Raw genomic sequence first — 23,245 nt, forward strand, 5'->3', positions numbered from 1 at the left:
AACAGAAATGATGCAGGCCCGGCCCTTGCCGTAGCCGGTGTTCTTTGGGCTAGGCCGAGCGGCGTTCGCCGCGGCGTTCGCGCAGGATCGTGAGGCGGTCTTCGAGGATCTGCTCAAGCTCGGGAAGCGAGCGGCGCTCCAGCAACATGTCCCAGTGCGTGCGCACTGCCTTTTCGTTGCTGTTGACCGGGCGTTCGCCGTCCACCAGCAAGGCCTCCTTGCCCGTCTTCGACACCCAGACCGGAGGAATTTCGGCTTCCGAGGAGAACGTCACGAACACCTGTTCGCCGTCCTCGCAACGGTATTCAACCCGCTGGCGCGGAGCCGGTTCGACGCCGGATTCGGTCTCCATGCTCTGTGCGCCAAGGCGCATACCCCGCAGGCTGCGATCGCTCATCTTTTCTCCCTCTATTCGGTTCGCAAGGTCCAGCCCTGCGTTGTCCGGGGGCCGTCAGGCGCCGGACATCTGGTTCCACCGCGCTGTACCGTGCCTGGCCCGTAGAGCCCGGCCAGAAGACAGTCAGCAGTGGACAAAAACTGTTTGGAACACTATTGGATTCAACGCTGTGCGGAGCGTTTTTGTTCCGGACGGCTGAACCGACCGGACAAATAACCAAGTATACGGGAGTGGTGCCTGCGAGGTAAAGCGAGTGGTCCCGCGGGTGGGACTGCGTAGGCTGTACCCGTCTGGCCCGGCTTAAGCTGGCCGGCCCCCGCAGCCGGGCCGAGACGGCCAGGCTGCGGGGGCCAGCAGGGACCACTCGGGCCGTGCAGTTACGCGGGCGGCGTCCACATGAACCGGGGCGGGCGCAGGCTCAGGGCAGGTGCCCTTGGCCGTCCGCACCGACGGGCGCTGACGGCGGAGCAACGTCCGACGTCGGGGACACCTGCTCTTGGACCGCGTTGGCACCCAGTACGTTGCCGATCCCCTTGAGGGCCTCGCCAATTTCGCTGGGAATGATCCACAGCTTGTTCGAGCTTCCCTCGGCAATCTTCGGGAGGGTCTGGAGGTACTGGTAGGCGAGCAGTTTCTGATCCGGGTTGCCCTTGTGGATCGCGTCGAAGACCTTCTGGATGGCCTGAGCCTCGCCGTCGGCCCGCAGGATCGCGGCCTTGGCGTCGCCTTCGGCCTTCAGGATGGAGGACTGACGCTGGCCCTCGGCAGTCAGGATTGCGGACTGCTTGGTGCCTTCGGCCGTCAGAATTGCAGCGCGGCGGTCACGTTCGGCCCGCATCTGCTTTTCCATCGAATCCTGGATCGAGTGGGGCGGATCGATCGCCTTGAGCTCCACCCGGGAGACCCGGATGCCCCAGCGACCGGTGGCCTCGTCCAGGACTCCGCGGAGCTGGCCGTTGATCTGGTCGCGCGACGTCAGCGCTTCCTCAAGGTTGAGGCCGCCCACCACGTTGCGCAGGGTGGTGGTGGTGAGCTGTTCCACGGCCTGGATGTAGTTGGCGATCTCGTAGGTGGCGGCCCGTGCGTCAGTGACTTGGAAGTAGACGACGGTGTCGATCGAAACCACGAGGTTGTCTTCAGTAATGACGGGCTGCGGCGGGAAGGAAACCACCTGCTCGCGCAGGTCGAGCAACGGCAGCAACCGGTCCACAAACGGGATCAGCAGGGTAAGTCCGGGGTTCAGCGTGCGTTGGTATTTGCCCAGCCGTTCAACAACGCCGGCCCGGGCCTGTGGAATGATCCGAACCGACCGGACCAGCACAATAATTACGAACGCAATTAGTACCAGCAGCACAATTGCGACTGCGATATCCATACATCACCTATTCCCCAGTTGTTTGGTTTGTTCTCGCTCAGGCAGTTCAGCGGGCTGCCGGACAGCTGTGGCCGCAGAACTGCTTGCGGTTATTGGATTGCCGATTCCGGCTGCGGGGCCACGATCGCTGTGGCACCGTCGATGGCACTGACAACAGCCTGCTGCCCGGGCACCAGCACTCCCGATTGGGACCGTGCACTCCAGACGTCCCCGCCAATCTTGACGAGGCCCCCACTTTCGTTCACTGCCTCCATGACGACGGCGGACTCGCCGATGAGGCGTTCGATGTTCGTGCGCTGATCCGCAGGGCCCCGGTGCAGATGTTTCAAGGCCACCGGCCGGACGAAGCCGATCATGAGCAGGGATACCACGCAGAAGGCGATGATCTGCAGCCACGGATCTGCGCCGGCGAAGTCCGCCACGAGCCCGGCGAGGGCGCCGCCGCCGAGCATGATGAAGAACAGGTCCAGAGTGATCATCTCGACCACGGCAAACAGGAGAAAGAGCGTGAGCCACAGGGCCCACCAATTCTCGATCAACCATTCAGACATCTATTCCCCCTTGAGTTCCGGGAGCTGCGGGCACAGTTCCCCAGTAACTGTCTTTCCATCCTATGCGGAAGGGCAATAGCTGGAACAGGGAGTTGGGAATTGATGGACAAAGTGGCCAAGTCGTTATTCACGGGTCGGCTCCTGCCCCGGTTTCCCCGCCCCAATTCGCCTCAGGCAGCTGTTCGGGGTGTCCTGAATGCGTGCCCAGACGCGGCGCCGCGGCGTCGCGCCAGGATTGGTCAGGGGGTGGGCTCAAAAACGCTGATCCGGAAACGGGCCGAGACAGCGGTGCGCGCCGGAAGCGCGGCCGCGAGGGCTGCGAGTGCGGCACGGTCCAGGTGGTGGCCGGCGGGTCCCATGTAGGCGAGGTTGGCGACGTCGCGCGGACTCAGGGTCAATGCCAGGTCCAGATCCCGTGTTTCGACGGGCGCGAAATGCTGGCCCAGGGATGCCGCGAGCCGTTCATCCTTGGCCGGTTCGATCCCCAGCATCCCGGTGAGGCCGGCAACCTCCTCCAGGTGCCCGGGCCGTGGCGTGACAACAACCAGGCGGCCGCCTGGGCGGAGCACCCTGGTGAACTCGGGTGCGTTGCGCGGGGCAAAGACCACGGTGACGACGTCGACGGCGTTCTCCGCGACCGGCAAAGGCTGCCACACGTCACCGACCACGTTCAAGGCTTCCGGGTTCATCCTGGCGGCGCGGCGCAGTGCGAACTTGGAAATGTCCAGGCCGATTGCCGCGGCCCAAACGCTGTCCGCCGGAACACTCTCCGCCGGCGGCTCGCCCGGCAATGCAAAATCCGATGCTGCACCATCGTGGGCGGCCAGGTCCCGGACGACACGATCCAGCACGGCCCTGAGGTAGTGGCCCGTTCCCGTTCCGGCGTCCAGCACCACGCCCCGGCGGCCCGGGGTGGCCACTAGCGCCGGCGCTGCCAGCTCGGCAATGGCATCGGCCAGCGGCTGGTAGTGCCCCGCCGACAGGAAATCGAAGCGGGCCGCCACCATGTCCGCACTGTCGGCTTCAAAAACAGTCCCCTTGCCGACCAGGAAGTTGAAGTATCCCTGCTTGGCAGCATCAAAGCTGTGGCCAGCGCCGCACACCAGGGTGCGGGCACCGCCGGCACCGAACCGCAGAGCGTCCCGGCACACCGGGCACAGGAGGGGAAATTCGGTGGCGGGAGGCATGGTTTCATCCTAAGCGCGGATCCCCGGCCCTCCTCGCGGACAGGGCATGCTGGAGGCGGCACGGAACGCGGCACGCTGGGGCAATTGGCGGCAGGGGCGCCGCGTGGGGAATGGGAAGCCGACAGGGAACGCGGCGCACCCACAGGACGTGAGGTATTTCACAGCTCGCGCACCACGGGCTAGGCTCGCAATCGTGAAATCTGAACATCTACCGCTGCTCAATTCCGTCTCAGCCCCCACCGTGCACCCTGACGGGTCCCGCGCCGTGGTGTCCGTGATCCGCCCGGACTTCGATGCCGACGCCTACGTGGGCCAACTGTGGACCGTGCCCTTGGACCCTGAGCAGAAGAATCCAAACTCGGACAACCCAAACCCCACCAACCCGGACCACCGGCCGCGCCGGCTAACCCGCGGCTTCCGCGACACCGCACCCGACTTTTCACCAGATGGCCGGGCCCTCGCGTTCCTGCGTGCGGCCGCCGGCGGTAAGCCGCAGCTTCACGTGGTGGAAGCCGCCGGCGGCGAACCCCAACTGCTAACGGCCGCCCCACTGGGGGTCAGCTCCTTTGCCTGGTCACCGGATTCCCGCAGCATTGTCTTCGGTGCCAGGACTCCTGACGAGGGCCGGTACGGCAGCATCGACGGCGTGGGCGCAGGCAGCGAGGACGCCCGGCTGATCACCGATTTCCAGTACCGGATGAACGGGCTTGGCTACACGGCCGACAAGCCCCTGCAGCTATTCCTCATCGAGGTGCCGCAGCTTGACGCCGAACCGAAGGTGGCCCCGGCCGGACGCGCCCTCAAGGCCCTCGGCGCCGCGGCCGACCCCGCAGAGACCCGCGCCAGCCTGCTGCCGGACGCCAAGCAACTCACCACCGGGGCAGCAGACCACAACGACGCCAGCTTCAGCGCCGACGGCGGTACCATTTACTTCACCGCGGCCTTGCACGAGGACCGGGACACCGACCTGGTCAGCAGCATCTACGCCGTTCCCGCCGCCGGAGGGCAACCGCAGGCCGTCACTCCGGGCAATACCGGACGGCAGACCATCAGTGCCGTACGCCAGTCCGCGGACGGGGAATGGCTGTTCTTCCTCGCCCAGGACTTGGGCGCGTCCGGCCGGGACTTCGTGGCCAGGAACACCGCCCTGTATGCCACGCCTTCCGCCGGCGGAGACGCGACAGCGCTCAGCGACGCCGAGACCCTGGACCTCTCCGGCGGGAGCCGGATCGAGCTGCGCGGCGCCGCGAGCGCCCTGGTGCTGAACAATGCTCGGGGAACCGTGGAACTGCACGAATTCGACGCGACGGGAGCCCACACCGTCGTCCTGGAAGGGAACCGGGTGGTGACCGGGGCCGCGGTTGGCGGGGGGACGGTCGTGGTGAGTTTCAGCGATTTGACCACGGCAGGGGACTTGGCCGTGGTCGATGGCGGGCAGGTCCGCCGCTTGACGGACTTCTCCGCGCCGCTTCGGAGCGTTGCGGGCATCAGCGAGCCGCAGGAACTGACGTTGCCCTCGGTCGACGGGTACCCGGTCCATGGCTGGCTCGTGAAGCCGGCAGGGCCAGGGCCGCACCCGGTGCTACTGAACATCCACGGTGGCCCTTTTGCCCAGTTCGGCGTGGCCTTGTTCGACGAAGCCCAGGTCTATGCAGGGGCCGGGTATGCCGTGCTCATGTGCAATCCGCGGGGCTCGGCCGGCTACGGCCAGGACCACGGACGGTCCATCAAGGAGCGGATGGGAACCGTGGACATGCAGGACGTCCTCGCCTTCCTGGACGGGGCCGTGGAGAAGTTTGAGGACCTGGACGGCGCCAATGTCGGCATCATGGGCGGATCGTACGGCGGCTACCTGACAGCGTGGACCATCAGCCATGACCACCGTTTCCGGGCGGCCATCGTTGAGCGCGGTTTCCTGGATCCTGTGAGCTTCACGGGTTCTTCTGATATCGGCTGGTTCTTCGGCGGGGAATACACAGGCCCTTCGGCGGAGCAAATGGCGTCGCAGAGTCCCATGGCCCGCGTGGAGAATGTGCGGACGCCGTCGCTGGTGATCCACAGCGAGGAGGACCTCCGGTGCCCCGTGGAGCAGGGGCAGCGGTACTTCACCGCCCTTAAGCAGCAGGGCGTCGAGACCGGATTCCTGGTCTTCCCTGGCGAGAACCACGAGCTGTCCCGGTCCGGTACTCCGCACCACCGGAAGCAGCGGTTCGATGAAATCCTGAAGTGGTGGGCCCGCTACCTGCCATCCGCCGGGAATCCGGCACCGCAGCCGTAGTCCTCCGCAGGGTCCGGCAGGAACCCGAGTTCCTGCCGGGCGCGGTTGATGTCCGGCTGGGCCCAGCGGGCGGAGTATTCGGCATTATTGCTGAGGGAGCGCAGCTCGGCCCGGTCAAGAAACAGGACTCCGTGCAGGTGGTCGGTCTCATGCTGGACAATCCGGGCCTGCCAGCCGGTGAAGGTCCGCTCCAGGGGCGTGCCGTCCGGGGCCGTGAAGTCGAGCTGGACGGATTCCGGCCGCATCACGGCCGCCTGCAGGCCGCCAATGGAGAGGCAGCCTTCGTAGAACGCCACGGACTTCTCGCCCAGGGGCCGATAGCTCGGGTTCAGCATGGCAAAGAACGGCAGCGGCTCCCTCCCGCGGACGGCAGCGACGTCGGGATCGACCGCGAACTGGTCCTCCAGTACGGCAAGCTGCAACGGAATCCCCAGCTGCGGTGCCGCCAGGCCGACGCCCGGGGCCTTGTGCATCACGCTGCGCATGAGGTCGATGAGGTGGCCCAGTTCGGCGTCACTCAGCTGACCGTCGAACGGTGCCGCCACGTGCCGGAGCACCGGATGCCCTGCCTGGACAATCGGGGGCAGGATACCCACGCCCAGGATCTCCTGGACGGCCTCGCTAATCCGGGCGGCGCTGTAGTCGGTGGGCCTGGCGTCAAAGGACATGCCCCCAGACTACTGGCGGCCGCACGCCTTCGTCACAAAGTCGTAGATCCGGCCGCGAAGTCGGCTGCCGGCGTCGATCTTCAGGACGCCCTCCCGGCCCGCCACCCTGACCCGCAGCGGAAGGAGCGTGCCCACCTTGTCTTCGGCCACGGCGTGGGGATCGCAGCGGGCGGGCCGGATGCCAAGGCGCACTTCCGCCGGCGGGCCGCCGGCCCGAAGCGTCAGCGAATGCGGCCATGGCGCTTGCGGGGCCTCCGCCAGGAGTGTGGTTTCCTCCACCCGGTCAATCACCAGCTCACCGGCGCTTCCAGCTCCTGAACCGCCGGCGGCGCGCGGTTGGATCAGCAGGCGCACGACGCCGGTCCGCCCGTCCGCGGCGACCTCAAGGTCCGGAGCCAGTGCGACGGCGGCCAGGGCAGAGGCGGCCCGGGTCAGGCACATCTCGGATTTGTTCCGCGCCAGGACGCCGAACGGATCCGTGGCGGGTGCGGTGGCGTCGGCTGGAGGCGGCACGGCTGCCTGTTGCGCAGTTCCTTGTTGCGCAGTTCCTTGTTGCGCAGGCCCGTTGCTCCCGGCGCCCTGCGGCACGGCCAGCCGGAGGGCGACAAATGCGGTGCCCGCGTCGGCGCCGGATGCAGTTCCCGGTCCACTTGGACCAGGGGGATTGGGGCCGCACTCCGGTGCGGGCAGCGGCGCCGGCAGGCTCTTCGTCTGTCCCGGCGGAAGCTCTATCCCGCCGGTGCGCGGCGGCCACGTGATCGGCGCCGCAAACAGCGGGCTGGTCAGTTCCGCACCGAGGACGGTCAGGGGAGCGCCGGTGGTGTTGGTGAGCTGGATTTCGATGATTTGTTTGCTGTAGTTGTCGCGGAACTGGCTGATTTCCGCGGTCACAGGGCCGGTGGGGGCCAGTGTCGTCGCCGTCGCCGTCGCGGTTGCAGTGGTTGCGGTGCTGCCGGTCCCGCGGACCGTGCCGGCACTGCAGGACGCCGCAACGCCCAGCACGGCAGCGGCAGCCGCAACCCGCAGCAGGAGGCGGCGCCGGCGCGTCACAAGAAGGCCGTCCATGCGCACAGTCTAATCCGGGGCTTCGTCCACCCTTACTGCATAGTGAAGCGGCGGGCGATCAGTGCGTTCACGGCCGGAACTGCGGCGACGCCTCCGATGGCCCGGTTCCGCGCCGTCAAAAGGCCCTCCTGGAGGGGCCGGCCCAGGGCCATGTTGATTTCGGCCTGGCGTGTGGCCCTCGCCGCCGCCCGCAGCCGGGTGCGTTCAAAGGTTCGTAGGTCGCCTTCTACCCCCTGGCCGCTCATGGCAGCCGACACGATAGGGGCCAGGGCCGCTGCGTCCAGCCAGCCCAGGTTCATGCCCTGCCCGCCGATGGGGCTGACTTCATGGGCCGCATCGCCGATCATCACTACGCGTCCGGTCACCATCCGGCGGGCCAGGCGTGTGCGGACGCCGAAGCGGCTGAGCATGCTGTTGGTCCCGGCGTCGATGTCGAGTCCCGTCCGCTCGCGCACGCAGTGCATGAGCCACTGTGCGTCGCCGCCCTGGCCGCCCGCAGTTATGTCGCCGGCAGTCATGTCGCCATCAGTGAGGCTTTCAGCAGTGAGGTCGCCGGCGCCCAGCCGGACCACCCAGCGGCGGCGCTGACCGGGCAAGGGGAAAGACTCCACGATGCCGGCCCCGGCCAGGAAAAGCGCGGCGTCCGGGCCGAAGCCGGTGTTGTCCGCGAAGTCCCCCATGAGGTAGCTGTCCGGGTAATCCTTCACGCGCAAGGCGACGCCCCGCAGCGCCCGCACGGTGGAGCGCACGCCGTCGGCGGCAATGACCAGCGGCGCCGTATAGCGCAGGGGGCCGCTCCCGGATTCGGCTTCCACGGTGACCCGGGCGCCGTCGTCGGACAGCCGGGTGAGCCGGACGCCGCGGTGCAGGGCACCGTCGTCGAGCTCATGGACGCGCCGTTCCAGCAGCGCCTCCGTACGGCCCTGGGGCAAGGACAGGATGAAGGGAAAACGGTCCGAGACGCCGGCAAAGGACATCTGGGCGAGGCATTTCCCGCCCGCCAGGGCCACTCCGCGGCGGATCGGGACGCCTTCGGCAACCAGCGCCCCGGCAACTCCGGTTCCGGCGAGCGCGGCCAGCGCCGGCGGATGGATGCCGATGGCCCGCGAATGCGGTTCCGGTGCGCTCCGCTGTTCCAGGATCTGCACCTCCATGCCGTCCTGCAGCAGCAGCGCGGCCATGAACAGTCCCACCGGGCCGGCGCCGATGATCAGCACGTCAGCCACGGGCAGCGGGCCTCTCCGGATAGTCGCCGTCGGGGGTATCCAGCAGCAACAGGTTCCGGAACGGGACGTGGCGGGCAACTGTCCAGCCGGGGGGAGCGGCGGCGGCCAGTTCCGCGGCGGTATAGCTTCGCCGGATCGAGGTCAGCCCGTCCTGCCGAATGTAGGAGCCAGTGAGCACCCAGGAGCCGGCAAGGAAGAGCGCGTACGCGGCGGGGCTCCGGCGGATGTCGTTGTGGACCGCGGTGCCACGGGACAACATGGCCGACTCGGCAAGGAACGCTCCCAGCCCGTCGAGGTGGTGCAGCACATGGTTGGACACCACGACGTCGTACCGGTGGCCCTCTTCGAGCAGCTCGGCAGAGCCCACTTGGCGAAACGTCACGTCCGCCGCCGCGTGGCGGGAATGGGCGAACAGGATTGCCCGCGGATCCGGGTCAATGGCGGTGACCTCAAGCCGCAGTCCGTCCCGGGCGGCCCATCGGGCAAGCAGCACCGAGAGGTCGCCCCCGCCGCACCCGATGTCCAGCAGGGAGGTGGGGGAGTCCGCGGACAGCCGCGGCCGGATCCGGGTCCGATAGATGCCCCGCCAACCGGCCACCACACGGTTGACGAGTGCGAACTGGGCATAGGTGCGCTCCAGGCGGCCCGGATCGCAGCCGGGCAGGTCCATTTCCTCGACGGCGTCTGACGCGCGGTCCCGCAGGAGGGCCGCCCGGAGGCGTTCCCTGCCCTGCTTCGCGCTCAACGGTTTCAGCGTGGCCGCTTTCAGACCCGCACCGCCACTGGGTCCGCCGGTTCCGCCGCGGACTCCTGCCGCGCGGCCGCCGCGGGCGGCGGGGCGGCCAGCCTGGTGAAGAGCGCCGTTTCCACGGTCAGGCCCGGGCCGAAGGCCATCGAGCAGATCCGTTCCGCGCCGGGGCCATCAGAGCCTCCTGGGCTGGTCCCGGCGTCGTCCGCGGCCACGTCACTGGCGGGCAGTTCCAGGATGTGTTTGAGAACGAACAGGACGGTGGCGCTGCTCATGTTCCCGAAGTTCCGGAGGGTTTCGCGGGCGGGGACCAGCTGTTCGTCGCTGAGGTCCAGCCGGGACTGGACCTTGTCCAGGATGCTCCGGCCGCCCGGGTGGATGCCCCAGTGCTGGATGTCCCGGTAGCGGAGTCCCTGCAGCGAGCTGTCGCGGGACAGGAGGGGTTCGAGGGCGCCGATGATGTGGTCGTCGATGATGTGCGGGACATAGTTGCCCAGCACCATCTCGAAGCCTTCGTCGCCGATGTTCCAGGCCATCGAGTCCTCCCCGACGGGCGTCAGAACGGTTTCGAAGTGGTCCAGCCGCAAAAGGGGAGGTTCGTTCGGAATGTCCCGCGCGGTGATGATGGCCGCAGCGGCGCCGTCGGCGAACAAGGCCGATCCCATGATGGTGTCCGGATCATTGGAGGTCCGGACGTGGAGGGAGCAGAGTTCGGCACAGACCACGAGCACCGTGGCATCAGGGTCCGCCTCGCAAAAGGACTTCGCGGCCCGCAGTGCCGGGAAGGCGGCGTAGCAGCCCATGAAACCGAGGTGGTACCGCTGGACGGCCGGGTCCAGGCCGAGGGCCCGGACAATCTTGTAATCCGGGCCCGGATTGAAGAAACCGGTACACGAGACGGTTATCAGATGGGTGATGTCCGGCGCCCCGATTCCCGGACAGGCATCCAGGGCTTTTTGGGCGGCCTCAATGAAGAGTTTGGTCGCTTCTGTGGCGAATATACCGTTGCGGACCTTGGTGCTGGGGCTGAGCACCAAGCCGGTTGCCGGGTCGAAGAACTGGGGGTCTTCCGCCCGGCTGTCTGTGGTGAGCTCCTCGACTGCCGTGTGCCGGGTGTCGATGGCTGCGGAGTCAAAGCACGTGTTGACCAGCCGGGATCCGAGCCGCGTGAGGCCCGGCTGGGCGGCGAACACGGCCCTGGCCTCGGGCTGGACCAGGATGGTTGGCGGGACTGCAGTTTCTAAGGACCTCAGGTAGACCGTCATGGTTCATTCTCAGTGAGCCCGCCGCCAAAGACAATGGACGGATCCGGGATTTGGCACGGCGGCCGGACTGGACAACTTCGGCGCGAAGTAGCACGATCTCACATGTGACCAGCAAACCCGACCGGGCGCAGCACTTGCGTGACCTCGCCCTGCTGCGCCGCGTCCGTGACCGGATGGACCGGGAGTATGCGCAACCGCTCGACGTCGAGGCCCTCGCCCGCGGTGTGCACCTGTCGGCTGGACACCTCAGCCGCGAGTTCCGCCTCGCGTACGGCGAGTCGCCGTACAGCTACCTGATGACGCGGCGCATCGAGCGCGCGATGGCGTTGCTGCGCCGCGGCGATCTCAGCGTCACCGAGGTCTGCTTCACAGTCGGATGCTCGTCCCTGGGCACCTTCAGCACCCGCTTCACCGAGCTGGTCGGCGTACCGCCCAGCGTCTACCGGCGCGAGGCTGCCCGTACGACCGCGGGGATGCCGTCCTGCGTGGCGAAACAGGTCACCAGACCGGTCAGGAATCGAGAAGTGCCGGCCCCGGCACCGCAGTTAGCATGAATTCCATGGACATCAATATTCACGCGAGTTTCCTCCCACACAACGATCCCGACGCCGCCGTCGCCTTCTATCGCGACACGCTCGGCTTCGAGGTCCGCAACGACGTCGGCTACGGCGGGATGCGCTGGATCACGGTCGGCCCGCCTGACCAGCCGGGCACGTCGATCGTCCTGGAGCCGCCTGCCGCCGACCCCGGTGTCACCGACGACGAGCGCCGCACCATCGACGAGATGATGGCCAAGGGCACCTATGCCCGCATCCTCCTCGCCAGCAAGGACGTCGACGCCACCTTTGAGCGACTGCAGGCCTGCGGTGCCGAGGTGGTCCAGGAGCCGACAGAGCAGCCCTACGGAGTCCGCGACTGTGCCTTCCGCGACCCCGCGGGCAACCTGATCCGCATCCAGCAGCCGCTCTGAACTGTCCCGCGGGCGCAGGACAGGCGGATGCAGGGCCCGGAGGCCGAGCCGGAAGCTGGTTAGATAGAGCAAAGCGACGCTGAGGGAGCCCGCGCAGGCGGCCCCGCAAACAGATGGAGGCACCATGAGCATGGCCACGAGGGCGGACTCGCAGTCGGCTGCGGAGCATGTTGCGGACACCCACGATTTGATCCGTGTGCAAGGCGCACGCGAAAACAACCTCAAGGACGTCAGCATCGAGATCCCGAAGCGCCGGCTGACGGTGTTCACCGGCGTCTCCGGCTCAGGCAAGAGCTCCCTGGTGTTCGCGACCATTGCCGCGGAGTCGCAGCGGATGATCAACGAGACCTACAGCGCCTTCGTGCAGGGCTTCATGCCGTCGCTGGCGCGGCCGGAGGTGGACCACCTCGAGGGGTTGACCACGGCGATCATCGTCGACCAGGAGCGGATGGGCGCCAACCCCCGGTCCACCGTCGGCACCGTCACCGACGCCAACGCGATGCTGCGCATCCTCTTCAGCCGGCTGGGGTCCCCGCATGTGGGGCCTCCGACGGCGTTCTCCTTCAACGTCCCGACCCGGAAGGCGAGCGGGGTGATGAGCACCGAGAAGGGCGGCCGGGTGGAGAAGAGTGTGGTGCACGATGCCGTCTACCTGGGCGGCATGTGTCCGCGCTGCGAGGGCATGGGCTCGGTCTCCGACTTCGACCTCACCGCGCTCTACGACGACTCCAAGTCGCTCGGCGGCGGCGCCCTGACAATCCCCGGCTACAGCATGGACGGCTGGTACGGCCGCATCTTCAGCGGTGCCGGCTTCGACATGGACAAGCCGATCGCGAAGTTCACCAAAAGGGAAATGCACGACCTCCTCTACAAGGAACCGACCAAGATCAAGGTCGAGGGCATCAACCTGACGTATGAGGGACTGATCCCCAAGATCCAGAAATCGATGCTCTCCAAGGACGTCGAGGCGATGCAGCCGCACGTCCGCGCTTTCGTGGAGCGCGCCATCACGTTTCAGGCCTGCCCGGAGTGCGAGGGCACGCGGCTCAGCCGGGAGGCCAGGTCCTCGAAGATCCAGGGCAAGAACATCGCCGACCTCTGCGTCATGCAGATCAGCGACCTGGCCGTGTGGGTCCGCGAACTCAACGAACCTTCGGTCGCTCCGCTCCTGAAAGGTTTGCGGCACCTGCTCGACTCGTTCGCCGAAATCGGGCTGGGTTACCTCTCCCTGGACCGGCCGGCGGGCACGCTGTCCGGGGGAGAGGCCCAGCGCACCAAGATGATCCGGCACCTGGGCTCGTCCCTGACGGACATCACCTACGTCTTTGACGAGCCGACGATCGGCCTGCACCCGCACGACATCGAGCGGATGAACCAGCTGCTGCTGCAGCTGCGCGACAAGGGCAACACCGTGCTCGTCGTCGAGCACAAGCCGGAGACCATCGCGATTGCCGACCACATCGTTGACCTCGGTCCCGGCGCAGGCACCGCGGGCGGCAGCGTCTGCTTCGAGGGAAGCGTGGAGGGGCTCCGGGGGAGCGATACTATCACCGGCCGCCACCTCGACGACCGGGCCGCGGTGAAGGAATCGGTACGCCCGTCCTCGGGCGCACTGGAGGTCCGTGGCGCGTCCACGAACAATCTTCAGGGCGTGGATGTCGACATCCCGCTCGGCGTGCTGTGCGTGGTCACCGGCGTCGCCGGCTCAGGGAAGAGTTCGCTGATCCACGGTTCGGTGGACGGCCGCGACGGTGTGGTGGTGATCGACCAGGGTGCCATCAAGGGGTCGCGCCGCAGCAACCCCGCGACGTACACGGGCCTGCTCGAGCCGATCCGCAAGGCGTTCGCGAAGGCCAACGGCGTGAAGCCGGCGCTGTTCAGCTCAAACTCGGAAGGCGCCTGCCCCACCTGCAACGGGGCCGGAGTGATCTTCACCGAACTCGGTGTCATGGCCACTGTCGAGTCCACCTGCGAGGACTGCGAGGGCAAGCGATTCCAGGCCTCGGTGCTGGAGTACAAGCTGGGCGGCCGCAACATCGCCGAGGTGCTGGCGATGTCGATGACCGAGGCCGAGGAGTTCTTTGGCGACGGGGAAGCCCGCACGCCGGCCGCCCACAAGATCCTCGACCGGCTCGTGGACGTCGGTCTCGGCTACCTCACCCTCGGCCAGCCGCTCACCACGCTGTCCGGCGGCGAGCGGCAGCGCGTCAAACTCGCCACCCAGATGGCAGAGAAGGGCGACGTCTACGTCCTCGACGAGCCCACCACCGGCCTGCACCTCGCCGACGTCCGGAACCTGCTGGGCCTCCTGGACCGGCTCGTCGACTCCGGCAAGTCGGTGATCGTCATCGAGCACCACCAGGCGGTCATGGCACACGCCGACTGGATCATCGACCTCGGCCCCGGCGCCGGCCACGCCGGCGGCAGGCTCGTCTTCGAGGGCACGCCCGCCGACCTCGTGGCCGCCCGCTCCACGCTCACCGGCCAGCACCTCGCGGCTTACGTCGGCGCCTCCTAAACCGCTCCGGGCCCGGCGGATTCCACCAGCGGGTCCGCCTGGTCTGCGGCCGCCTTTCGCGTGGTGAACGGCAGCACCAGCCGGGAGCGGTGGGCGGCGTCGCGGTAGATCTTGTGCGTGACGGGACGGCCCACCGGCAGGTGGAAGGCATCCGGGGGCAGCAGCGCGTTATGCTCGTCGGCCAGCGGCTCGCCGTTCGACAGTTCCACGCTCAGGGTGTGACCGGGTTTGAAAGTGTTCGCGAACGGGTAGAGGCGCAACACGTACTCCTCGATCGTGCCGGGTTCCACCGGAACCGATCGGGTGTGCGGGTGTACCGGGCTGCCTTCGGCGCTCCGCTCGTCGAGCTCGCGGTGCGAGGCCTTGAGGTAGCCGCTGGTGATGAGCTGGCGCTTGCCATTGGGAGCGTAGTCCCAAAGGCGCAGGATGAAGTTGGTGTCCGGTTGGTCGATCTCGGCGAAGATGTGCGCCGCGCCGGTTCCGATCAGTTCGGTGTCCTCCTCGAAGGGCGGGGTGGACCAGCTGATGATTTCCACCTTGTCGGTCACCGTCAGCGGGGCCTGGTAGAAGCCGTCCGGGGCGGCGAACTCGGCACCCATGAGCTCGGGTTCGGTGGACAGCTTGTGCCGCGGGCGCAGATAGAGCGCCTTGTGTTCCACGTCCTTGGGCGGCCACGCCTCGGCGGTCACGAGCTCGCGGGAGCCCTCCACGAAGACGCTCACGGCCGGCTCGTCCATGACGCCGTTGTCGATGCCCTTGATCCAGTAGTCGTACCACCGGAACATCTTGTCGTGCTCTTCGATGAAGGGACGCGACTGCATTGGTGGGTAGGGGCCGATGTCCAGCTTCTTCGGGCCCTTGAGCTTGTTGAACAGCTCGATTGTGCCATCCATGGTCCATCCGCGGCCCTGGTCGATCTGCAGCCACACCGGGATGTCGATGTTCGGGGCCAGCGTGATGGGGTTGCGCTCCTCGTACCAGTCCCCGTCGAGCTCGTTCATCACGATGTCGAACCAGGCTTCGTGGTTCTTCGGGTAGTTCAGGACATGGACCAGGTTCGGCCACGCGGCGACGTCTGGATCCTCCAGGCGCTTGGCGACGAGCTGCTTGAGTTCCTCGGGGGAGTATTTCTCGATCATGCGCGACTTGACGTTGTCGGTGAAGGCCCAGCCGGAGTCGCCGCCGCGGCCCTCGCGGGCTGCCCGCGGCATGAACCACATAACGCCGCCGTGGTAGGTGGTCTCGTAGAAGTCGTAGTGCCCGCCGGAGACGAAGATCGCCTTCAGGTGCGGCGGGCGCTCGGCCGCGGCCAGCACCTGCATGGACCCGAAGTAGGAGATGCCGACCATGCCGACGTTGCCGTCGCACCAGGGCTGGCCGGCGACCCACTCGATGAAGTCGTACGCGTCCTGGCCAAGTGAGACACCGCCGGCGTTGTAATTGCCGATGTGCTCGCCGCCGGAGTGCCCGGACCCGCGCAGGTCGCCGATGACGTGGGCGTAGTCCTCTTTGACGATGCGGGCGATGTCGCCGGCCTCAATGCAGCCGTCCCACATCGGGCTCGGCCGCCGCTGCGGCGGGGTGGTCAATGCCAGGGCCTGCAGTTCCTTGCCGTAGGGGCTCAGGGCCACCAGTGCGGGCCGCGGCTTGTCCTCGGCGCCGTGGTAGACGTCCGCGGCGAGTTCAATGCCGTCCCGCATGGGGACCCGGAGGTCCTTGCGAACGGCAATCTTCTCTCCGCCGGTATTCAGCAGCTGGAAGTCATCCAAGGGTGTTGATCTCCTCATCTTCGGGCATGTGGTCGAATGTGGTGCGGTAGCCGTTGAGCGTTGTGAAGAACGGGGACGGCTCCAAGGCGGGGTCGCCCGCGTAGCCAAGTTCCTCGGCTACGCGGGCGAAGGGCGAGTACGGTGATTCTGATTCCTGCAGCCCGGCAGCCAAGCAGTCGTGGGCCGCCGTATTGACGCGGGCTTCGATCTCCAGGCTCCCCGTCAGCGCTTCCTTGGCCTGACCGGCGTCGAGCTCCACGCCGTAGGGCGTGCCGTCCGCGCGGCGGTACGGGTGGCCCAGGTAGAGGTGCCGCGGTCGGATCTGGTCGCGCAGGTACTGCAGGCTTGCGCGGTAGCCGGCCGGGTCCACGAATCCTGGGAAGCCGTTGGCCGCACCGTGGACCTGCACGGCATCGCCTACGAAGACGTCGTTTTGCCCGTTGATGACGTACGCCACGGATCCGCGGGTGTGGCCCGGAATCGAGTGCGCGGTGACGGTGACGTTGCCGCCGAGGGAGATGGTCTCGCCGCCCCGCACCAGCAGCGTAGGCTCCATCTCGCCCGAGATGACGGCTTTTGTGGCCTCGGCCAGCTTCGCCTCGCCGTCGGGGTCATCCAGGTACTGGGCGCGTCCGGCAAGGTATTCGTCCACGTGCGCCCGGCGGGAGCGCAACATCGGTGCGTCGGCCTCATGGATGACCACCTGCGCGCGCCGTCCGGTGAGCTCCCACAAGGCGTAAGCGCCGCCGATGTGGTCGATATGTCCATGGGTCAGCAGGATCCAGCGGACGTCCTCGATCCTGCGGCCCATCGCCTCCAGTGCCGGCACCATGCCTTCGGCGGGAGAGGACGCGATTCCCGTGTCGACGATCGCGGGTTCCGGAGCGTCGATGAAGAAGCTGTAGAGACCGAACCTCCCCCACGGGGAAACCATCGGGTGAACGGCGACAGACTCAGTCATTGCGCTGTGCTCCCTTTGAGCCCTGTGCTCCCGTGAAGCCCAGTGTTTCCGCCCAGGAACGCAGCGGTCTCTTCGAACGGCCCGTAGAACTCCGGAATCCAGGAGAAGTACTGGACGAAGCCGTGGTTGGCCCCCTCGTAGCGGCTGACTGACGCGTCGACGCCGGCCTCCCTGAGGCGCAGGCCGTAGAGCTCGCCCTCGTCCCGCAGGGGGTCGTGCTCGGCGGTGATGACCAGGGCCGGCGGAAGGCCGGCGAGGTCCTGGCGCTTGATGGGGGAGACGAGCGGATCCGTCGGGTCCGCCCCGCTCTGGAAGTAGAAGGAATTGAACGGCAACAAACCCGCCGTCTCCAGTCCGTACCCTTCGGCGTTCTCCCGCAGCGACGCGTAGCGGTCGACGTCGAAGTCAAGGTCCAGTGATGGGTAGAACAGGATCTGGTGCGTGATCGCAGAGAACCCGTCATCGTGGGCCCTCGCGGTGACGGCGGCAACGAAGTTGCCGCCCGAGCTGTCTCCTGCGACAGCGAGGTTCTTTCCGTCCCAGCCCAGGTTGCCGCCCTGCTCGGCGGCCCAGCGGACCACGCCGTAGCAGTCGTCAAGGCCGGCCGGGAACGATGCCTCGGGGGCCAGCCGGTACCCGACCGCGATGACCTTATGGCCGGTTTCCTTGGCCAGGGATCGCGCGATGTGGTCGTGCGTGTCCAGGCTGCCCAGGAAGAACGCGCCGCCGTGGAAATACACCAGCAGGCCGTAAGCGTCGGCGTCGGCCGGCGTGTAGATGCGCACGGGCACCTCGCCCGATGGCGTCACTGCCGTGGCATCCTGGACAGAGTGCAGCGGGAGGCGCACTTCCGGCGGGGCAACCTGGGCGGCCTCGCCTGCACGCATGGCTGCGGGGTTCAGGGGAGAACCATCGGGTGCCGGCAAAGTTGCGAGGATTTTGGCAATTTCAGGGTGGATGGTCATGGGGTCAGCCCTTCGCCTGTGCTGGCGCGTTGACGCCGCCGGCCTTCTGGGAGATAGCTTTCTGGGACGTGGGCTTCTGACCAGGGAAAACGTCGTCGACCTCTTCCTCGGACCACCCTTGCCGCGAGATGCGCTGCAGTTCGTCCGTCACGGGCTTGCGGGTCGCCTGGAACAGGGCCAGAGCCTCCTTGACCGAGCCCGCCTGGGCCAGAGCGTCGGCCAGGGCTCCCGCGTCCTCAATGGCAGAGTTCGCGCCCTGTCCCTGGTGGTGCAGCATCGAGTGGGCCGCGTCTCCCATGAGGACCACGGAGTCCGTGTGCCATGTAGCGACGGGGTCGATGTCGTAGACGGCACGGATGTTCACCGTGTCCATGTCGAGGCCGCGGGCGATGCTCACCAGTCGCTCGTCGAAGCCGTCCACGGTGGCCAGGAGGTCCTCCTTGGTTACCTCGGGTGCCCACGTGCCGTCCGGGTTCAGGGCGGTGATGTCGAAGGAGACCTGGTTGCGGTGGCGCAGCGGCAGCAAGTAGACCTTGGTGCCCTTTCCGATGTACATCCGGAGGTTGTCGTCGACCACGAGGCCGTGGGCGTCGTCGGCGGAAATCACTGCACGGTAGGCATGTTCACCCGAGAACACCGGGCCCGTGTCGCTGAAGAGCTGCTCGCGCACCACGGACTTGATGCCGTCGGCACCGACCACCAGGTCGGCCTCGACCGTCGTGCCGTTGGTGAAGGTCAGGACGGAGCGGCCACCCTTGTCGTCGATGGTTTCCAGCTTGTGGCCGAGATGCACCATGCCCTCGGGGAGAACGCCGAGGAGAGCCTCGATGAAGTCGCCGCGGTGGATGAGGTAGGTCTGGGTCTGCTCGCCGAACTCCGGCCAGGTGTCCTTCATGATCGGAACACTTTCGGCGGTGAGGATTTCGAAGTAGTCGCTCGGCGAACTGACCTTCGCGATCGCGCCGAAGATGCCCCACTGGCTGAACCGGTCCATAGTGGCCGGACGCAGGCCGATGCCGGCGCCGACCTCCCGCATCTGGGACGCCTGCTCGTACACGTTGACGTTCGCGCCGAGCAAGCTCAAGGCCTTGGCCGCCGCTGCGCCGCCGTACCCCGCGCCGACGATGGCGATGTTGAGGTTCCTGATTTCCGAAGCCTTCATGGTTTCATCTCTTTCTTGACTGTTCTTGGCCCGGACCGTTTCTGGGGGACGGGCAGGTTGTGGTGGCCTGTCCGCAGGTCAGCCGTGCAGCGACAGGAACTCGGCCGGGTTGTCCTCGAGCAGGAGTTTGAGGGTGGCGTCGTCGATGCCAGCCGCGCGCATGTCGGGGATCATGTCCTCGAAGATGTAGTTGATGGTGTGGCCCTTAACGCCCGGCCAGCCCAGGGGGCTGCAGTTCGCGTCGGCCGAGACGAGGAGCTTGTCCGCGTAGCCCTTGTTCACGAGGTTGACGAAGTGCTCCATGCGTTCGGCACGCTTGCGGCCCCAGAACGGCGGATCCGGCAGTTCGAGGTCGTAGCCGAAGGTGTCGAACCCGATGCGGCCGCCCTGATCGTAGATCCAGTCGTGCGGGGTGATCGGAGAGTTCAGGCCGTCGTCGGCGTGGCCGAACAGCACGCGGTCCAGCGGGAGGCCCTCTTCGTTGAAGATATTCACTGCGGGTTCGGGGTCGATGGCCAGGTGGGTCAGGACCGGGGCGCCGGTGACGACGGCGGCGCGCGCCGCGGCCCGGTAGATGCGTTTGTCCAGGTCCGTCATTCGTCCGCCGCGGCTCACGCCGACCTTGATGACGCCGGCTTTGGCGCCCGTGTTGCCGATGCCTACGGTGATCTCGTGGATGAACACCTTCGCGAGGTAGTCCACGGTTGCGCGGGAGAAGTGGGGAAGGGCGGTGTCGCCGCCGACGAAGCCGGTGCAGGCCACGATGTGTACGCCCGTCTTCTGGGACAGGGACTTGTAGTAGTCGACGTCGCGGCCGTTGCAGATGCCCGTGGCGTCCACGAAGGTACCGCCGCCGTATTCGCGGAATTTCCGCAGCTTCGGCACGGTCTCCTCGTAGGCCTGTTCCGGCGACTTCCACCACCTGGTGTCCAGTTCGGACCCGGGCATTCCGTAGCCGATGTGTTCGTGGACCGCCACGATTTCCAGTTCTTCGGCCGGGATGGTTCCCAGCACTGTGTTGACCTTGGTCATTTCGTTCACCTCAGGGGTTCGAAAGATTGTTGTGTGTGGGCGGACGTGTGCTTAGCGCACGGTCAGCAGGTTGCGCGGGTTGTCCACGAGGATGCGCAGAGAGTCTTCATCGCTCAGGCCCCTGGCCTTGAGAAACGGCACAAACGTGGTCAGGACGTGGCTGTAAGGCAGGTTGTACTCCGGCTGGCCCTTGGCCACGCCGATCGAATTGCCCGACAGGATGATCTTGTCGGCATGGCCGGCCTTGACGAGCTCGAGCACCAGTTCGGCGCGGTCGTGGTCGGTGAGGTAGTCCGCGTGGTCGTTCAGGCCCACGTGGTCGATCCCGACGAAGGCTCCGCGGCACGCCACTTCGACGGCGGAGCCGGCGGCATCCTTGCGGTCCAGGTCGCCGACGAGCACCCGGTCGGCCTCGAGCTGCTCGTCCAGAACAATGTCCAGATCGTGCAGGGCATCCTCGCCGAAGCGGATGGAGACAGGGACGCCGGTGTTCTTGGCGGCGCGGGCGGAGCCGCGGAACAGGCTTTCCTCGGTCGGGGTCATGCCGGCGCGGTCGGCGATGGTGGCGACGATCCCAGCGGCGGCGCGGCGCTCCACCCGGGGAACCACCATCCCCTCAGTGACTTCCTTGCCGAAGAGATCGCCGAACTTTTCGGCCGGCCAAGGGATGGGCGGGTTGGTCTGCGGCGTCAAGAAGTATCCGCCGAGTTCTTCCTCCGGACCCAGACCCGTGGAGGCAACGATGTGGACACCTGTGGAGCGGGAGAGCGCCTCGTAGAGCTTGAGGTCGCGCCCGTGGAACATGCCTGTGCTGTCGACGATCGTCTGGCCGCCGTGCGCGCGGAAGTCCGCAAGCTTCGCGGCCAGGGCCTCGAAGATCTCCGCCCGGTCCATGGAGATGTCCGGGGCGTACTGGGCACCTGGGAGCACCGACAACAAGGCTTCATGGACCGCGACAACCCCTAGTTCGGAAGCAGGGACCGGGCCCAGGACCGTATTGACGGTTTGCCCGGCCGGGGCGTGGACTGTGTCGCCGGTCTCGGCGGGTGTGGGGTGACTCACGTGGGTTCTCCCTTGAAGTTCGGGTTCTGAGTGCAGGGGCGCCGCGGAGCCCGGCCATGCCGTCGCTGCGTTGCGGTGTAGCCAGCATCACATATTTCTTTACATAGTGTCAAAGAAATAGTCAGAGTGATGTTTTTTAAGTGTTCATGAAGTCAACGTGGCGTAAAGACACTTGACAGTGTGTAAACCTTGATATCAAACTGTGGGGAACGCCACATCTACCTCCGGCCTACCTGCTCTTGCCCGGAAGGGCACCAGTACTGGCGCGTCACCGGAGAGTCCACCGGAAACAAAGGAGTTTCATCGATGAGTCAAACCAACACTGCGCAGACGAGCACAGCGTCGAACCGCGGCTCTGTGCGAGCCACCTTCGTTGCCGCGTACAGCGCGGTCACACTGGCCCAAATCACCAATGCACTGCCAGGGGCCCTCAGCGGCACCTTCGCCGCGGAATTCCAAACCTCGGGCGCGGGCCTGACCTGGATCGCGGGCATGTTCCTGATGGGCATCGTGGTGTTCGAGCTCAGCTGGGGGCTCCTCGGCGACCTGTTCGGCCGCAAGAAGCTGCTCTACGCCGGCGCGGCGCTAAGCGTCGTCGGCTCCGTCCTGGCTGCGCTGGCGCCGACGACCGAGATGATGATCTTCGCGCAGGCGGTCGGCGGCATCGCGGCGGGCATCCTGTTCCCCATCTCGCTGTCCATGATCGCGGCGATCACGCCGGACCACCGCGCACGGGCGAAGGTCATCGCCACGTGGGCAGGGTTCCTGTCCCTCGGCGCGGTGATCTCCCCAGTGCTCGCCGGTTTCACAGCGCAGTTCTTCACCGTGCCGGGTGTTGCTCCGGGCGCACCGAACGCGTTCAGCGGCTGGCGGGCGGCCTACCTGGTCGCGGCCGCCATTGCCGTGCTCGTTCTCATCGTCGCGCTCCGGGCGAAGGACTCGGCGTCGGCGGAGGGGCGCAAGCTGGACCTGCCCGGCCAGATTACGCTCGCGCTGGGCCTGATCGCCGTCCTCTACGCCACCGTGACAGCGGTGGATGCCGGGTTCGGCAGCGCCCAGGTGATTGCAAGCTACGTCGTGGGCGGAATCCTCCTGGTCGCCTTCGTCGTCATCGAATCACGCACAGCGCAGCCGCTGATCCACCTGTCGCTGTTCAAGAACAGTGCCTATTCGATCACCGGCATAGTGGCTGTCACGGGCATGTTCGCCTTCCTCGCGATCTGCTTCAGCACGAGCGTCGCCGTCAGCGGGCTCGCCCTTGCCGAGACCTGGAAGGTCGGGGTGCTCTTCGTCTTCATCCAGGGTCCCGCATTCGCCTTCATCCCGGTTGTGGGATGGCTCATTCACCACGTGGCCCCGCGCTGGGTCCTCACCGCGGGCTTCGCACTCATGGCCGTCTCCGGGTTCTGGCTCTCGACATTCGCCCTCGGCACTCCGGAGGCCTTCGGCGGCACCCCGTGGACGGCCTTTATCCCGCCGCTTCTCGTGCTGGGCATCGGATTCGCCCTCACCGTCGGCTCCGTCACCGCTGTTGCCATCAACACCGTCCCGCCCCAGCAGATCGGCATGGCTTCGGCCACGACGAACCTCCTTCGCGACCTCGGCTTCGCCCTCGGCCCCGTGGTCGGCTCAGCCATCGCCTTCGGCATCGGTGCGACGGCCTTCGCCGGTCCCCTTGCCGGGATCCTCGGCGGGGCGGGATTGCCCGCCGAGGCCGTCAGCGGGCTGGCGAACGTGCCGCCACTGGGCTTCCTCGCCGGCTGGGACGGCGTCATCGCCCAGTTCACTGGTCAGGCAGTGGCCGGCGGCGCACCCGCCCCTGCCGTCGACGGCATGGTCCAAGCCCTCAACGCCGCACAGCCGCAGATCCAGGGCGTGGCAGAGACCTCGCTGGGCCAGGGGTTCCAGGCTGTGTACCTCACCGCGGGCATCGCGGCGATCCTCTCCGCCATTCTCACCCTCTTCATCTCCGCACGGTCCTCGGCGCCCACCTCCGATGCCATCGCGGAGACCACCGAAGCAAACGCCGAGGCCACCGTCTAAGAC

20 protein-coding genes are annotated in these 23,245 nt (G+C 66.9%); 5 read left to right on the top strand and 15 right to left on the bottom strand.

The window, feature by feature from the left end; genetic code table 11:
• Positions 1 to 49: 49 nt before the first annotated feature.
• The 4 genes from AC1DKQ_RS04625 to AC1DKQ_RS04640 form a co-directional block, all read right to left on the bottom strand.
• On the bottom strand, positions 50 to 397 hold the full coding sequence (locus AC1DKQ_RS04625; RefSeq protein WP_026266329.1) for an RNA polymerase-binding protein RbpA: 348 nt from the start codon (positions 395 to 397) through the stop codon (positions 50 to 52).
• A 418-nt stretch (positions 398 to 815) separates the two neighbouring features.
• Positions 816 to 1,772, bottom strand: a complete 957-nt coding sequence (locus AC1DKQ_RS04630; RefSeq protein WP_476883387.1) for an SPFH domain-containing protein — start codon at positions 1,770 to 1,772, stop codon at positions 816 to 818.
• A gap of 89 nt (positions 1,773 to 1,861) precedes the next feature.
• Positions 1,862 to 2,323 carry an NfeD family protein gene (locus tag AC1DKQ_RS04635; RefSeq protein ID WP_377986340.1) on the bottom strand — a complete coding sequence of 154 codons (462 nt, stop codon included), beginning with the start codon at positions 2,321 to 2,323 and terminating at the stop codon, positions 1,862 to 1,864.
• Positions 2,324 to 2,562: 239 nt separating this feature from the next.
• Complete coding sequence (locus AC1DKQ_RS04640; RefSeq protein ID WP_476883388.1) at positions 2,563 to 3,510, bottom strand: putative RNA methyltransferase; 948 nt, start codon at positions 3,508 to 3,510, stop codon at positions 2,563 to 2,565.
• A gap of 193 nt (positions 3,511 to 3,703) precedes the next feature.
• Here AC1DKQ_RS04640 and AC1DKQ_RS04645 point away from each other — a divergent pair, with 193 nt between their 5' ends.
• Complete coding sequence (locus tag AC1DKQ_RS04645; RefSeq protein WP_476918337.1) at positions 3,704 to 5,788, top strand: S9 family peptidase; 2,085 nt, start codon at positions 3,704 to 3,706, stop codon at positions 5,786 to 5,788.
• Here the strand turns inward: AC1DKQ_RS04645 and AC1DKQ_RS04650 are convergent.
• The 5 genes from AC1DKQ_RS04650 to AC1DKQ_RS04670 are packed head-to-tail and all read right to left on the bottom strand — an operon-like array spanning position 5,749 to position 10,760.
• Positions 5,749 to 6,456 (bottom strand): peptide deformylase, encoded by a 708-nt coding sequence (locus AC1DKQ_RS04650; protein WP_476918338.1) that lies wholly within the window; start codon positions 6,454 to 6,456, stop codon positions 5,749 to 5,751. The two genes, AC1DKQ_RS04645 and AC1DKQ_RS04650, sit on opposite strands and share 40 nt — an antisense overlap.
• A gap of 9 nt (positions 6,457 to 6,465) precedes the next feature.
• Complete coding sequence (locus AC1DKQ_RS04655; protein ID WP_476918339.1) at positions 6,466 to 7,521, bottom strand: hypothetical protein; 1,056 nt, start codon at positions 7,519 to 7,521, stop codon at positions 6,466 to 6,468.
• A gap of 32 nt (positions 7,522 to 7,553) precedes the next feature.
• On the bottom strand, positions 7,554 to 8,747 hold the full coding sequence (locus AC1DKQ_RS04660) for an FAD-dependent oxidoreductase (RefSeq protein WP_476918340.1): 1,194 nt from the start codon (positions 8,745 to 8,747) through the stop codon (positions 7,554 to 7,556).
• The gene (locus AC1DKQ_RS04665; RefSeq protein WP_476918341.1) at positions 8,740 to 9,492 is read right to left on the bottom strand and encodes a class I SAM-dependent methyltransferase; all 753 of its coding nucleotides are present in this window, start codon (positions 9,490 to 9,492) and stop codon (positions 8,740 to 8,742) included. Before AC1DKQ_RS04665 ends, AC1DKQ_RS04660 begins: the two co-directional genes overlap by 8 nt.
• A 20-nt stretch (positions 9,493 to 9,512) precedes the next feature.
• Positions 9,513 to 10,760 carry a type III polyketide synthase gene (locus AC1DKQ_RS04670; RefSeq protein WP_476918342.1) on the bottom strand — a complete coding sequence of 416 codons (1,248 nt, stop codon included), beginning with the start codon at positions 10,758 to 10,760 and terminating at the stop codon, positions 9,513 to 9,515.
• Between the two features lie 104 nt (positions 10,761 to 10,864).
• On the opposite strand from AC1DKQ_RS04670, the gene AC1DKQ_RS04675 reads away from it, so the two are divergent.
• The 3 genes from AC1DKQ_RS04675 to AC1DKQ_RS04685 all read left to right on the top strand — a co-directional run bounded on the left by AC1DKQ_RS04675 (position 10,865) and on the right by AC1DKQ_RS04685 (position 14,248).
• Entirely contained in the window at positions 10,865 to 11,314 is a 450-nt protein-coding gene (locus tag AC1DKQ_RS04675; RefSeq protein WP_476883395.1) for a helix-turn-helix transcriptional regulator, read from the top strand.
• Complete coding sequence (locus AC1DKQ_RS04680) at positions 11,311 to 11,730, top strand: VOC family protein (protein ID WP_476918343.1); 420 nt, start codon at positions 11,311 to 11,313, stop codon at positions 11,728 to 11,730. The genes AC1DKQ_RS04675 and AC1DKQ_RS04680 overlap by 4 nt, the downstream gene beginning before the upstream one ends.
• Positions 11,731 to 11,854: 124 nt before the next feature.
• Positions 11,855 to 14,248, top strand: coding sequence for an ATP-binding cassette domain-containing protein (locus AC1DKQ_RS04685; protein ID WP_476918344.1), 2,394 nt, complete (start codon positions 11,855 to 11,857; stop codon positions 14,246 to 14,248).
• Here the strand turns inward: AC1DKQ_RS04685 and AC1DKQ_RS04690 are convergent.
• The 6 genes from AC1DKQ_RS04690 to AC1DKQ_RS04715 form a co-directional block, all read right to left on the bottom strand.
• Positions 14,245 to 16,017, bottom strand: coding sequence for a CocE/NonD family hydrolase (locus AC1DKQ_RS04690; protein ID WP_476918345.1), 1,773 nt, complete (start codon positions 16,015 to 16,017; stop codon positions 14,245 to 14,247). The two genes, AC1DKQ_RS04685 and AC1DKQ_RS04690, sit on opposite strands and share 4 nt — an antisense overlap.
• On the bottom strand, positions 16,010 to 16,978 hold the full coding sequence (locus AC1DKQ_RS04695) for an MBL fold metallo-hydrolase (protein ID WP_476918346.1): 969 nt from the start codon (positions 16,976 to 16,978) through the stop codon (positions 16,010 to 16,012). Before AC1DKQ_RS04695 ends, AC1DKQ_RS04690 begins: the two co-directional genes overlap by 8 nt.
• Complete coding sequence (locus tag AC1DKQ_RS04700) at positions 16,975 to 17,943, bottom strand: alpha/beta hydrolase (protein WP_476918347.1); 969 nt, start codon at positions 17,941 to 17,943, stop codon at positions 16,975 to 16,977. The genes AC1DKQ_RS04695 and AC1DKQ_RS04700 overlap by 4 nt, the downstream gene beginning before the upstream one ends.
• A gap of 4 nt (positions 17,944 to 17,947) precedes the next feature.
• Positions 17,948 to 19,105 carry an FAD-dependent monooxygenase gene (locus AC1DKQ_RS04705; protein ID WP_476918348.1) on the bottom strand — a complete coding sequence of 386 codons (1,158 nt, stop codon included), beginning with the start codon at positions 19,103 to 19,105 and terminating at the stop codon, positions 17,948 to 17,950.
• A gap of 78 nt (positions 19,106 to 19,183) precedes the next feature.
• Complete coding sequence (locus AC1DKQ_RS04710) at positions 19,184 to 20,137, bottom strand: phosphotriesterase family protein (protein WP_476918349.1); 954 nt, start codon at positions 20,135 to 20,137, stop codon at positions 19,184 to 19,186.
• Positions 20,138 to 20,188: 51 nt separating this feature from the next.
• On the bottom strand, positions 20,189 to 21,199 hold the full coding sequence (locus AC1DKQ_RS04715; RefSeq protein WP_476918350.1) for a phosphotriesterase family protein: 1,011 nt from the start codon (positions 21,197 to 21,199) through the stop codon (positions 20,189 to 20,191).
• Positions 21,200 to 21,505: 306 nt separating this feature from the next.
• Between AC1DKQ_RS04715 and AC1DKQ_RS04720 the strand changes: the two genes are divergently transcribed.
• Positions 21,506 to 23,242, top strand: a complete 1,737-nt coding sequence (locus AC1DKQ_RS04720; RefSeq protein WP_476918351.1) for an MFS transporter — start codon at positions 21,506 to 21,508, stop codon at positions 23,240 to 23,242.
• The last annotated feature ends 3 nt before the right edge of the window (positions 23,243 to 23,245 follow it).

The sequence above is a fragment of the Arthrobacter sp. 05L421 genome (assembly GCF_056397785.1).